This is a genomic window from Erwinia typographi (assembly GCF_000773975.1).
Classification (GTDB): Bacteria; Pseudomonadota; Gammaproteobacteria; order Enterobacterales; family Enterobacteriaceae; genus Erwinia; species Erwinia typographi.
In genome coordinates, this window is sequence record NZ_JRUQ01000037.1 from 76002 (window position 1) to 87279 (window position 11278).

Below are 11278 nucleotides of genomic sequence, written 5' to 3' on the forward strand. Positions count from 1 at the left end.
TGTTTACCACCCAAGCTTTTCGAAGATCTTACCGAGCTTTTCTTCCAGCGTGGCAGCGGTAAAAGGTTTGACGACATAACCACTTGCCCCGGCCTGGGCCGCGGCAATGATGTTCTCTTTTTTGGCCTCAGCGGTGACCATTAATACCGGCATGGTTTTCAACTGCTCGTCTTTACGAATTTCGTTCAGCAGCTGCAGGCCATCCATGTTGGGCATGTTCCAGTCACTGATCACAAAGTCGAACTGACTTTCGCGAATTTTGCTCAAGGCTTCGTTACCGTCTTCCGCCTCATCCACATTCTCAAAACCCAGGTCTTTGAGTAAGTTGCGGACGATGCGCCGCATGGTGGCAAAATCATCTACCACCAGAAATCGTAAATTTTTATCGGCCATGCTATTCCCCTTCCTGATTGAGTTGAATCTGCCCGTGAGCAGCTTTCCTTAAGTCCGATCTGCACCGTTGTGGGGTCAGAACCGACGAACATTTTTGGCGGTCAGCGCAAGGATTCGCTGGCTAATCTGACCTAAATCGACAATTTCACAGGCGCTATTCAGCGCCGCGGCCTCTTTGGGCATACCGTACACCACGCAGGTTTTTTCACTTTGCGCCACCGTTGGCGCGCCCGCCTGATGCATACTCAACAGCCCCTGAGCGCCGTCATGACCCATTCCCGTCAGGATCACCCCGACGGCATTATTGCCCGCGTGTTTTGCCACCGAGTGCAGCAGCATATCGACCGACGGTTTATGCCGGTTGACCGGCGGCAAATCATTCAGCTTGATCTGATAAAGGGCGTTGGCGCGGATAATTTCCATGTGCTTGCCGCCAGGTGCGATGTAGGCATGGCCCGGCAGCACCGGTTCGCCATCCTCGGCTTCCTTAACGGCGATCTGACAAATTTTATTTAGCCGATCGGCAAAGGAGCGGGTAAAGCCCGGCGGCATATGTTGGGTAATCACAATCGACGGGCTGTTTGACGGCAATACGGTCAGAATTTCGCGCAGGGCTTCCGTACCGCCGGTTGAGGAGCCAATGGCGATAATTTTTCCGCTTCCCCCCAGGCTTGAAGCAAGCACTTTTGGCGGCGCGACCGGTTTACCCAAACGGCTGACGCGAATATTTGCGGCAATGCGAATTTTCTCGGCAATCTGCTCGCTGAACTGCTGCATTCCCGCGTTGAGGTTGACCTGTGGCTTAGTGATAAAATCCACCGCCCCCAGTTCCAGCGCGCTCAGGGTAATTTCAGACCCTTTATTAGTCAGCGAGGAAACCATGATCACCGGCATCGGACGCAGGCGCATCAGGCGCTCCAGAAAGTCGAGGCCGTCCATGCGCGGCATCTCAACATCCAGCGTCAGAACGTCCGGCATATGCTGCTTAATCAGGTCACGCGCAACGATCGGGTCCGGCGCGGTGGCGATCATCTCCATATCGGGCTGGTCGTTGACAATGTCGGTGAGGATTCTGCGAATGAGTGCAGAATCATCAACAGATAATACTTTGATTTTTTTCATATTAACCTCAAACCAGGTTGTAAACTGACTGGCCCCGCAGTCGGAAATGTTTGGTCATATGGCCGAAGTTCTCGGAGTGGCCGGCAAATAATATTCCGCCGGGCTTGATCATTTTCGCGAAGCGCTGGAGCAGAAGTTGCTGGGTTTTGACGTCGAAATAGATCATGACATTGCGGCAGAAAATCGCGTCGAAAGGTTCTGGTACATTCCAGCTGGACGCCAGCAAATTTAACTGCTGAAAGTGGATAGTGGAGCGCAGTTGCTTGTTCACTTTCACGAAATCCTGCTGCTCTCCGGTGCCGCGCAGGAACCAGCTTTTTTTCTGCGCAGGGGTCAGGCTGGCAATATCACTGGCGCGGTAGATGCCTTTGTTGGCTTTCTCCAGGACCTCTGTATCGATGTCAGTCGCCCAGATGCGGGGGCCGACAAGGGATGACCCCAGCGCTTCATCCAGCGTCATTGCGATGGAATAGGCTTCTTCCCCCGTTGAGGCGGCGGTACACCAGACCTTATATTCTCCGCCGCGCACCTGAGCGCGGGCATGTTCAGCGAGCACGGGGAAGTGATAAGACTCGCGGAAAAATGACGTCAGATTGGTGGTCAGCGCGTTAATAAATGACTGCCACTCATCCGAGTTCGGATTTTGTTCTAACAGCGCGATATACTGAGAAAAATGGCTCAGATTCAGCATCTTCAGCCGGCGCGATAACCGGTTAAATACCATATCGTGCTTCTGACTGGTCACAACAATGCCTGCGCGCTGATAAATGAGTTCGCTGAGGCGGGATAAATCATTATTAGAGAGCACCAGCTTAGATGGTGTATTTTCACTGCTATCGGGACGATCGGCACGGGGATATGTCATAGTAAAATACTTCTTAAATTCTGTTGATGATGCAGAAATAGTAGTTGAATGCCAGAATATTAAGGGTTGCGTGGATGAAGCGCTGTTTTATCCAGCTTCATCACACCGCCATATTCATAATTTCCTGATAGGCACTGACCAGCTTGTTTCTGACCTGTACACCAAGATTTAACGCAACAGAAGATTTTTGTAATGAAACCATAACATCGTTAAGCCCTACCTCGCTGGAACCCATCAGTAAACTGGCCGCCTGCTGTTTCCCCTCTGCCTGCAACTGGCTGATATTATTAAGGCTGCTGGTGAGTATTGTGGAGAACGAACCTGCGCTATTCTCTTGCTGAGGCGCTGGCATCATGCGGGGGGACTGCAAACTTTTAGCCTGCGCGGCGAGCGTAGTTAAAACCCCATCCATGGATGTGACTGCCATTTTCTCTTCCTCAATGAAGGTTATCGTAATGTAAAATATAACGGCGATATGTTCATGTTATCGACAATTTAATATTCACATCATAACAGAGCGCTAAAAAAACAGATGACCCAAATAACTGACAGAAGTTTCGACTTATTACGCATTAATATTTTTATAATATAAACGATAATGGCGACTGCCGGTTCTTCAGGTAAAGGAATGTCTTAACTACCTGCAAGTGGTGTCGGTATGCAGATTTGAAGTACTGCTTTCTGAATGCAGCCTATATTTATTATTGGACAGGATCACGGCATGAATGCCACAACAAACGGCAGCAATAATAAGAATGCGGCTAACGTCATGGCGATGTTAGAGCGTATTCGAGCTAACCCCAAAATCGTACTGATTATCTCCGTAGCGGCAGTCTCATCGCTGGTTGCCGCTCTGTTTTTCTGGGCTAAAGCACCCGATTACCGAGTGCTGTACAGCACGATCAGCGACCAGGAAGGTGGCGCGGTAGTGGCGCAGTTGGATCAGATGAAGGTTCCCTATAAGTTCCAGCATGGTGGAACCATTATGGTCCCGGACGACAGGGTCTATGAAACCCGGCTTAAACTGGCCCAGCTGGGGCTGCCTAAGGGCGGCGCCGTGGGTTTCGAGCTCCTCGATCGGGAAAAATTCGGCATCAGCCAGTTTGGGGAGCAGGTGAACTTTCAACGCGCGCTGGAAGGGGAACTGTCGAGAACCATCGAAACGCTGGGTCCAGTGCAGAGCGTAAGGGTTCATCTTGCCATACCTAAGCCTTCCCTGTTCGTTCACGAGCAAAAGCCGCCTTCGGCGTCGGTCACCCTGACCCTGTTGAACGGGCGGACGCTCGATGCCGGTCAGGTGAACGCAATCAGCTGGCTGCTTTCCAGCGCCATTCCCGGCCTGGCGGCGGATAAAGTCACCATTCTCGATCAAAACGGCCATCTGCTGACCCAGAGCGGTAGTCAGGCGGTGCAGACTTCACAACTTAAGTATACCAATGACGTCGAAACCGACTATCAGAACCGCATCCAGGCGATCCTCGCGCCTATTATGGGACGCGAAAACGTCCGGGCGCAGGTGACGGCACAGATCGATTTCACCGCGCAGGAACAAACGCAGGAACAGTATCAGCCCAACAGTAAACCGGAAGAGATGTCGGTACGTAGCCGCCAGACCAGCCAGTCGGAGCAGGGCGGAAAAAGCGCGCAGGGCGGCGTTCCTGGCGCGTTAAGTAACCAGCCGCCGGTTCCTGCCACCGCCTCCATTGACAAGGCTCAGCCGACAGAGAAAAGCAGTCAGGATAAATCGGGCAAGAGTGAGAACACCGCGCGAGCTGGCGACAAACTTACGCCTTTCAGCAATCGTAAAGACGAAACCACCAATTACGAGCTCAATCGTACTCTGACCCATATCAAAAACAGCGCCAGTAATATCAAGCGGCTCTCGGTCGCGGTGGTAGTGAACTACCAGCCTGGCAAAGTGAAAGGTGAAGGCGAAGACGCGGTCGAAGAAGAGACAACGCTGCCCCTGAGTAAGGAGCAGATGGATCAGATTAACGCGCTGGTAAAAGAAGCCATTGGTTATTCCGCTGAACGCGGAGATACCCTCAACATCGTTAACTCGCCTTTCCTGGTAGCGGAAGAAGACAGCGTATTAAAAGAGTTCTGGAAGCAGCCGGCCTTTATCGATCTGATGCTGTCAGCCGGTCGCTATCTGCTGGTCGCGCTGGTGGCCTGGACACTGTGGCGTAAAGCCGTGAAGCCAGCCTGGCAGCGACAGCAGGCCTACATTCGCGAGCGTCTGGATCTTGAGAAGGCCGCCCGCGAGGAAGAAGTGAATGCCGCTAAAGCCCAAAATGAGAGCAGGGAGCGGGCGAAAATGCAGCAGCGGGTAGATGCAGAGGTGATTGCCCAGCAACTGCGCGACACGGCTGAGCAGGACCCGAAAGTTATCGCTCTGGTCATTCGCCAGTGGTTAAACAAGGAACAACAACCGTCATGAATGCTTCAGAAAAAAGTGCAGTGCTGATGATTACGCTGGGTGAAGCGCGGGCTGCGGAAGTTTTTAAACATCTCAACACCCAGGAAGTGACGCTGGTCAGCGGGGCGATGGTCAGCCTGAGTGGCTATACCCACGAGCAGCACGCCGCGGTACTGAAAGAATTCCAGCGCGACTCGGCGGAATACTCCGGTATGAGCATGAACAGCAATGATTATCTGCGCAACGTGCTGGTACAGGCGCTGGGTGAGGAGCGGGCCTCAAGCCTGCTGGAAGATTTGCTGGATACGCAGAGCGACAGCGGCGGTATTGAGGCGCTCAACTTTATGGAGCCACCGGCCGTCTTCGATTTGATCCGCGAGGAGCACCCGCAGATTATCGCGACCATTCTGGTTCATCTCAAGCGCGGGCAGGCCGCGGATGTGCTGGCGAAATTCGACGAGCGCGAGCGCAACGATATCATGCTGCGTATCGCCACATTTAGCGGCGTGCAGCCTGCGGCTCTCCAGGAGCTGACCGAAGTGCTGAATAATCTTCTGGATGGTCAGAATCTTAAGCGTAGCAAAATGGGTGGGGTACGTCCTGCTGCTGAAATTCTCAACCTGATGAAATCCGCCCAGGAAGAGGCGGCTATCCAGGCCGTTCGCGATTACGACAACGAACTGGCACAGAAAATTATTGATGAGATGTTCCTGTTCGAAAACCTGGTGGAAATTGAAGACCGTGGTATTCAGCGCATTCTTCAGGAAGTGGAAAACGAGTCGCTGATCGTGGCGTTGAAAGCGGCAGAGCCGCCGCTACGCGACAAATTCTTCCGCAATATGTCGAAGCGTCAGTCGGAAATCATGATGGACGATCTGCAAAGTCGCGGCCCGGTTCGCATGTCGCAGGTGGAAGCAGAGCAGAAAACCATTTTGCTGATTGTGCGCCGTCTGGCAGAGCAGGGCGAGATTGTGTTGGGAGGCAGCGAAGATGTCTACGTCTGACCAGCAAAAGCAATGGCAGGCCTGGCAACCCAGGGACCTGCTGGCAGAACTGTCACCGCCCGCTCCCAAGGGAGAAATACTGGCGGGTAAGGCGTCCAGCGAACGCTCGCAGACCGAGCTAAAGCATCATCAACAGCTTGCCGAACAAAAGGGTTTTGCACAGGGCGTGGTTCAGGGCGTTGAGGAAGGTAAAAAGCAGGGCTATGAGCAGGGGATGGCCCTCGGCCGCAAAGAGGGCGAAGCACAGGCGCTTGCCGAAGCCGAAAGTCAGCAAAACGCCTGCCTGGAGCGCCTGACATTATTGCTGGAAAATTTCCAAAATTCGCTGGATAGCCTCGATCGGGTTATTCCTTCGCGTCTGGTACAGATAGCGTTGACGGCGGCACGCGAAATTGTGGGAAGCCAGTGTCAGCCGGACAGTAAAATTGTCCTTGAGCGCATTCAGCAACTGCTTCAGCAGGACTCCCTGTTCAAAGGGCCGCTCAGGCTGACGGTGAGCGAGGACGACCGCCTGAGGGTTGAAGAAACCCTGGGCAGCATTCTGGCCAAAAGAGGCTGGGAGCTGCATGGCGACGCGAAGATGCTGCCCGGCGGCTGCCTGATCACCGCTGAGGATGGCGAACTGGATGCCACCCTTGATGCCCGCTGGCAGGCGCTGTGTCACCTCAGCCGTGAGGATCGCCAGCCATGACCTCTGCTCTTAACCGCTGGGTAAGCGAGATTGACGCCAGTGAACGGCGATTTAGCGAGCTGCCGGCTTACCGACAGTATGGCCGCCTGACCAGGGCGACTGGGCTGGTTATGGAGGCGGTGGGGTTGAAGCTGCCGATTGGCTCTCTTTGCATTGTGGAGCGCGACGGCGGTAAGGGCATTGAAAAGGTCGAGAGCGAAGTGGTCGGCTTTAACGGTCAAATCCTCTATCTGATGCCGCTGGAAAATGTCGACGGCATCTTGCCCGGCGCGCGCGTCTATGCTCCCGATGGCGGCGCCAGCATGGCCCAGGGCAAGCAGCTGCCGCTGGGGCCAGTGCTGCTGGGACGCGTGCTGGATGCGGCGGGTCGTCCGCTGGATGGCCTGCCAGCGCCGGACAGCAGCCACCGGGGATCGCTCAGCACGCCGCCGATTAATCCCTTAATTCGGGATCCCATTAAGGACGTGCTGGACGTTGGCGTCCGGGCAATCAACGGCCTGCTTACGGTGGGGCGCGGCCAAAGGATGGGGCTGTTTGCCGGTTCCGGCGTGGGTAAAAGCGTGCTGTTGGGCATGATGGCCCGCTATACCAAAGCCGACGTGATCGTCGTTGGCCTGATCGGTGAACGTGGACGCGAAGTCAAAGACTTTATCGAAAATATCCTGGGCGCCGAGGGGCGCAGCCGTTCAGTAGTGATCGCCGCGCCTGCCGATGTGTCTCCGCTATTGCGTATGCAGGGGGCGGCCTATACCACCCGCATTGCCGAAGATTTCCGCGATAGGGGGATGGATGTCCTGCTGATTATGGATTCTCTCACCCGCTATGCCATGGCCCAGCGTGAAATCGCCCTTGCCATCGGCGAGCCCCCGGCGACCAAAGGCTATCCCCCTTCCGTATTTGCGAAATTACCGGCGCTGGTTGAGCGTGCCGGTAACGGCGTCAAAGGCGGCGGTTCGGTCACCGCTTTCTATACCGTCCTGACCGAAGGGGACGATCAGCAGGACCCTATTGCCGACTCCGCACGCGCGATCCTTGATGGTCACGTAGTGCTGTCACGCCAGCTGGCCGAATCCGGCCATTATCCGGCGATCGATATTGAAGCCTCAATCAGTCGTGCCATGACCGAACTGATTGCTGAGCCGCACTATAAACAGGTTCGTCAGTTTAAGCAGTTGCTGTCGGCCTGGCAACGCAACCGTGATTTGGTCAGCGTGGGGGCTTACGCGGCGGGTAGCGACCCACTACTGGACCAGGCCATTGGTTTACACACGCAGATGGAGAGTTATCTGCAGCAGGGGATTCATGAATGTAGCCCCTGCGAGGATGCCACCAGCAAGCTGGCGGCGCTCTTTTCTGCATCAGCCAGCTAACTCAGGGAAAGAAAGATATGGCCACACACTCACCAATGACCGTTCTTCGTGAACTGGCGGAGCAATCGCTGGACGAAGCGACCAGTACGCTCGGCAAAATGCGTCAGGCCCATGCCAGCGCCAACCAGCAGCATGACCAATTAGTCGGCTACCAGCAGGAGTATTGCAACCAGCTGCAAACCTCAGTGGCAGGTAAAGGAATGTCGGTCATCAGCCTGCTGAATCAAAACGCATTTATCGAGTCGTTGGGTAAAGCGATTGAGCAGCAGCATCACTACGTCTCGGAATGCCAGCAGTCTGTCGATCTCGCGCTGCTGACCTGGCGGCAGGATAAAAAGCGTTTTAATGCTTTTACCACCCTGAAAAACCGTGCCGACAGCGTTGCGGCGCTGAAGGCCAGCCGTCAGGATCAGAAACTTATGGACGAATTTGCCCAGCGTGCCAGCTCAGGAAGAGGCAATAAATGATTATTCAGGCCAAACCAGTCGTCGCCCTCACCCAGACTAACAAAACGCTGTCGACGGAAACGCCGTCAGAGCGCTTTGTTGATACGCTGGACAGAACCCTCACCTCGCGGGATAAAAAGGCTGACGCCGTCGACAAGGCTTCCAGCGCGGATGAGCATCAGCCTGTGGCCGATAACGACCTGCATCATGATGCGGCAGATAAGGTGGCAGCCGGGGCAATCGCCCCTGTGCTCATTGGGTTGAACCCGCCTCCAGCAGAACGTGGCGGCGTAATATTGCCGGAGGAGGGGCTCAGACCGCAGATGCAGCAGTTACTGGCCCAGGTTTCCGCTCAGCAGGCACCAGAGACGGTGCCTGCGCTGCCTGAAAAAGGGGAAACAGCGCTGACCGGGGGTAAAGCGCAAATGCTGCCGCAGGCTGGCAGGCGGATAGCCGCAGAGGTTGTTGCCGCTGCGCAACAGCGCTTGCCCGAAGCGGAAAATGCTGATGATTCGATGCTGCCGGGGGCAGTCGGGCGGGGTAAAGCCAATCTCCGAGAACCGCTCTGGAACCCGGTGAGCAAATCCAGCGCCAGAGACGTGGCGCCGCAACCGAATGCGGTAGCGACCAACGCCGCTGCTGTTGCCGCATCAAAGCCCGCAGGCGAGCCTGATAAGGGCCTGGTCTCTGGCCTGCCTCAGGAACCGGCGATGATAAAAGCGGATTCCAACGCCGCCCCGCTGGCGGTCAAAGCTCCGCCGGTGAGTGGAATTGCTGAAATGGCTGAAGACAACGCCTCGCAGCCCATCAGCGCTCATCATGCGGTGACGCCCGGCAAAGCTCTGCCGCTTTCCGCGGGCGCGCTGAATCAGCCCGTTAATACGCCAGCGTGGCAGCAGGAGATGAGCCAACAGCTGGCTATATTCTATCGTCACGGCGTTCAGAATGCCGAACTAAGGTTACATCCCGAAGAGCTGGGCGCGCTGCAAATCTCTATGCGGGTGGTGAACAACCAGGCTCAGATGCATTTTGTTACCGAGAATCATCAGGTTCGCGCCGCACTGGAGGCCGCAATGCCGCATCTGCGTACCTCGTTGGCCGAGTCCGGGATCGATCTCGGTCAGAGTAGCGTTGGTGACGAAGGAGCCTCATCCTGGCAGTCATCCCGGCAATCTGGCCGGGGAGGTTCAGAGCGCCAAAATGACAGTGAGGGCGAGGACGTTGGCTTAGCGCTCAGTGACGCTGAATTAGCGCCAGGGCGTCAAAGCCGGGGGGCTAACGGCATTAACACGTTTGCTTAACATTTAAAGTGAACGCGACTATTAGCTGCACTAATTTCAGGTTATTGCGAAATTGTTTCGCAGGTAACCTGAACTAAAATAGATGGCTCAGACAAGACCGTGATCATGATGAACACGGAGTCATTTCTATCAGGATGAATAACTCCATGTCGAAAAAGAAAGAAGAAAGCCCGGAGGGCGCAAAAAAGCGGCCCTTAGGTATTATCCTCATTAGTCTGATTGCCGTAGCGGCTTCAGCCATGGCGGGATTTACCTGGTATGAAATGAAAGGGATAAAATCGCAGATTGCTGCTGGCAATGCGGATGAAAAGAAGCAGCCTGAACAGGAAGCGCCCGTTCCCGTCGCACCGGTATATCTCAGTCTGGAAACCTTTACGGTCAGCCTGAAGCCAACGGCGGACGATAGCGATCGGGTATTATATATCGGCTTAACTTTTCGGCTGAAAGAAGAGAGTGATAAGAAAATTCTCGAAGAATATCTCCCGGAAGTTCGCAGCCGTTTGCTGGTGACATTTTCCAGGAAGACCGCGGCGGAATTAGCTACGGATGAAGGCAAGACGCAGCTTATCGAACAGATAAAAAGTGAAACAGGGAAAGATCTCAACAGTATCCTCAACGCCACTATTACTGATGTATTGTTTAATGCATTTATCATACGGTAATTAAAATGTCTGACAGTATGTTATCTCAGGCTGAAATTGATAGCCTGTTAAATGGTGGGGCAGGCGATGATAAGGAAAATGTCAGGGCCGCGCTGGCGCTGGATGATGAAATTAAACCTTACGATCCGCACACGCAGCGTCGCGTGGTCAGAGAGCGTCTGCACTCACTTGAGATTATTAACGAACGCTTTGCCCGCCAGTTCCGCATTGGGCTGTTTAATCTGCTGCGTCGAAGCACGGATGTCACCGTGGGAAATGTTATTATCCAGCCCTACCATGAGTTTGCGCGTAATCTGCCGGTGCCGACAAACCTGAACCTGTTTCATATGAACCCGCTGCGGGGGACGGCATTACTGGTTTTTTCACCGAACCTGGTCTTCATGGCGATTGATAATCTGTTCGGCGGCGATGGCCGCTTTCCTACTAAAGTGGAAGGGCGGGAGTTTACGCCGACGGAACAAAGAATTATTAATCGTATTTTAGAAATGGCGCTTGAGGCTTACGATCAGGCCTGGAGTTCGATATTTAAACTGGAAATGGAGTATGTCCGCGCGGAAATCCAGGTTAAGTTCACCAATATCACCTCCTCACCGAATGATATTGTCGTCACCGCCCCTTTTCATGTTGAAATCGGCGCGCACAGTGGCGATTTTAATATCTGTATTCCGTTCAGCATGATTGAACCGCTGCGTGAACTTCTGACCAGTCCGCCAATGGAAAATTCCAGGCAGGAGAATGACGCCTGGCATGACACGCTGGCCTCGCAGGTCAGGGACACCGAGCTGGAGCTGGTGGCTAAATTCGCCGAAATAGAAACCCGCCTGTCAAAAATACTGACGCTTAAAGAGGGTGATGTTATTCCAATTGACATCGAAGAAAATATCGAGGCAATGGTTGATGGCGTACCTATGCTTAGCGCGAAATATGGCGCGTTGAATAATCAGTATGCCCTGAAAGTTGAGTCGTTATTTAACCCCGCTTTCTTATCAAATAACAAGGAGTAGT

The 11278-nt window shown here is 54.1% G+C and carries 12 protein-coding genes; 8 read left to right on the forward strand and 4 right to left on the reverse strand.

Features of this window, described 5'->3' with window-relative positions; translation table 11 throughout:
• Nucleotides 1-3 precede the first annotated feature (3 nt).
• From cheY to fliE, 4 genes are all read right to left on the reverse strand, one after another.
• Complete coding sequence (gene cheY, locus NG99_RS11770; protein WP_034892628.1) at nucleotides 4-393, reverse strand: chemotaxis response regulator CheY; 390 nt, start codon at nucleotides 391-393, stop codon at nucleotides 4-6.
• 75 nt (nucleotides 394-468) lie between these two features.
• The gene (locus NG99_RS11775) at nucleotides 469-1515 is read right to left on the reverse strand and encodes a protein-glutamate methylesterase/protein-glutamine glutaminase (protein WP_034892630.1); all 1047 of its coding nucleotides are present in this window, start codon (nucleotides 1513-1515) and stop codon (nucleotides 469-471) included.
• Between the two features lie 7 nt (nucleotides 1516-1522).
• On the reverse strand, nucleotides 1523-2380 hold the full coding sequence (locus NG99_RS11780) for a CheR family methyltransferase (RefSeq protein ID WP_034892633.1): 858 nt from the start codon (nucleotides 2378-2380) through the stop codon (nucleotides 1523-1525).
• A gap of 100 nt (nucleotides 2381-2480) precedes the next feature.
• Nucleotides 2481-2807 (reverse strand): flagellar hook-basal body complex protein FliE, encoded by a 327-nt coding sequence (gene fliE, locus NG99_RS11785; RefSeq protein ID WP_034892636.1) that lies wholly within the window; start codon nucleotides 2805-2807, stop codon nucleotides 2481-2483.
• Between the two features lie 294 nt (nucleotides 2808-3101).
• Here fliE and fliF point away from each other — a divergent pair, with 294 nt between their 5' ends.
• From fliF to fliM, 8 genes are all read left to right on the forward strand, one after another.
• Entirely contained in the window at nucleotides 3102-4820 is a 1719-nt protein-coding gene (gene fliF, locus NG99_RS11790; RefSeq protein WP_034892638.1) for a flagellar basal-body MS-ring/collar protein FliF, read from the forward strand.
• Nucleotides 4817-5803 carry a flagellar motor switch protein FliG gene (fliG, locus tag NG99_RS11795; RefSeq protein ID WP_034892641.1) on the forward strand — a complete coding sequence of 329 codons (987 nt, stop codon included), beginning with the start codon at nucleotides 4817-4819 and terminating at the stop codon, nucleotides 5801-5803. The genes fliF and fliG overlap by 4 nt, the downstream gene beginning before the upstream one ends.
• The gene (locus tag NG99_RS11800; protein WP_034892644.1) at nucleotides 5790-6494 is read left to right on the forward strand and encodes a flagellar assembly protein FliH; all 705 of its coding nucleotides are present in this window, start codon (nucleotides 5790-5792) and stop codon (nucleotides 6492-6494) included. Before fliG ends, NG99_RS11800 begins: the two co-directional genes overlap by 14 nt.
• Nucleotides 6491-7864 carry a flagellar protein export ATPase FliI gene (gene fliI, locus NG99_RS11805; RefSeq protein WP_034892646.1) on the forward strand — a complete coding sequence of 458 codons (1374 nt, stop codon included), beginning with the start codon at nucleotides 6491-6493 and terminating at the stop codon, nucleotides 7862-7864. Before NG99_RS11800 ends, fliI begins: the two co-directional genes overlap by 4 nt.
• Before the next feature lie 17 nt (nucleotides 7865-7881).
• Nucleotides 7882-8331: a flagellar export protein FliJ gene (gene fliJ / locus NG99_RS11810; RefSeq protein ID WP_052130668.1), complete on the forward strand. Its 450-nt coding sequence runs from the start codon at nucleotides 7882-7884 to the stop codon at nucleotides 8329-8331.
• Nucleotides 8328-9611, forward strand: coding sequence for a flagellar hook-length control protein FliK (locus tag NG99_RS27605; RefSeq protein WP_052130669.1), 1284 nt, complete (start codon nucleotides 8328-8330; stop codon nucleotides 9609-9611). Before fliJ ends, NG99_RS27605 begins: the two co-directional genes overlap by 4 nt.
• A 146-nt stretch (nucleotides 9612-9757) precedes the next feature.
• Nucleotides 9758-10273: a flagellar basal body-associated protein FliL gene (gene fliL / locus NG99_RS11820; protein ID WP_034892653.1), complete on the forward strand. Its 516-nt coding sequence runs from the start codon at nucleotides 9758-9760 to the stop codon at nucleotides 10271-10273.
• Between the two features lie 5 nt (nucleotides 10274-10278).
• Complete coding sequence (gene fliM / locus NG99_RS11825; protein ID WP_034892656.1) at nucleotides 10279-11277, forward strand: flagellar motor switch protein FliM; 999 nt, start codon at nucleotides 10279-10281, stop codon at nucleotides 11275-11277.
• Nucleotide 11278 lies beyond the last annotated feature (1 nt).

What these genes read in the sequence shown, in the direction of transcription:
- NG99_RS11800 (WP_034892644.1), top strand. Translation starts at nt 5,790, where the DNA reads ATGTCTACGTCTGACCAGCAAAAGCAATGGCAGGCCTGGCAACCCAGG.
- fliG (WP_034892641.1), top strand. Translation starts at nt 4,817, where the DNA reads ATGAATGCTTCAGAAAAAAGTGCAGTGCTGATGATTACGCTGGGTGAA.
- fliE (WP_034892636.1), bottom strand. Translation starts at nt 2,807, where the DNA reads ATGGCAGTCACATCCATGGATGGGGTTTTAACTACGCTCGCCGCGCAG.
- cheY (WP_034892628.1), bottom strand. Translation starts at nt 393, where the DNA reads ATGGCCGATAAAAATTTACGATTTCTGGTGGTAGATGATTTTGCCACC.
- fliL (WP_034892653.1), top strand. Translation starts at nt 9,758, where the DNA reads ATGTCGAAAAAGAAAGAAGAAAGCCCGGAGGGCGCAAAAAAGCGGCCC.
- fliI (WP_034892646.1), top strand. Translation starts at nt 6,491, where the DNA reads ATGACCTCTGCTCTTAACCGCTGGGTAAGCGAGATTGACGCCAGTGAA.
- fliJ (WP_052130668.1), top strand. Translation starts at nt 7,882, where the DNA reads ATGGCCACACACTCACCAATGACCGTTCTTCGTGAACTGGCGGAGCAA.
- fliF (WP_034892638.1), top strand. Translation starts at nt 3,102, where the DNA reads ATGAATGCCACAACAAACGGCAGCAATAATAAGAATGCGGCTAACGTC.
- NG99_RS11775 (WP_034892630.1), bottom strand. Translation starts at nt 1,515, where the DNA reads ATGAAAAAAATCAAAGTATTATCTGTTGATGATTCTGCACTCATTCGC.
- fliM (WP_034892656.1), top strand. Translation starts at nt 10,279, where the DNA reads ATGTCTGACAGTATGTTATCTCAGGCTGAAATTGATAGCCTGTTAAAT.
- NG99_RS11780 (WP_034892633.1), bottom strand. Translation starts at nt 2,380, where the DNA reads ATGACATATCCCCGTGCCGATCGTCCCGATAGCAGTGAAAATACACCA.
- NG99_RS27605 (WP_052130669.1), top strand. Translation starts at nt 8,328, where the DNA reads ATGATTATTCAGGCCAAACCAGTCGTCGCCCTCACCCAGACTAACAAA.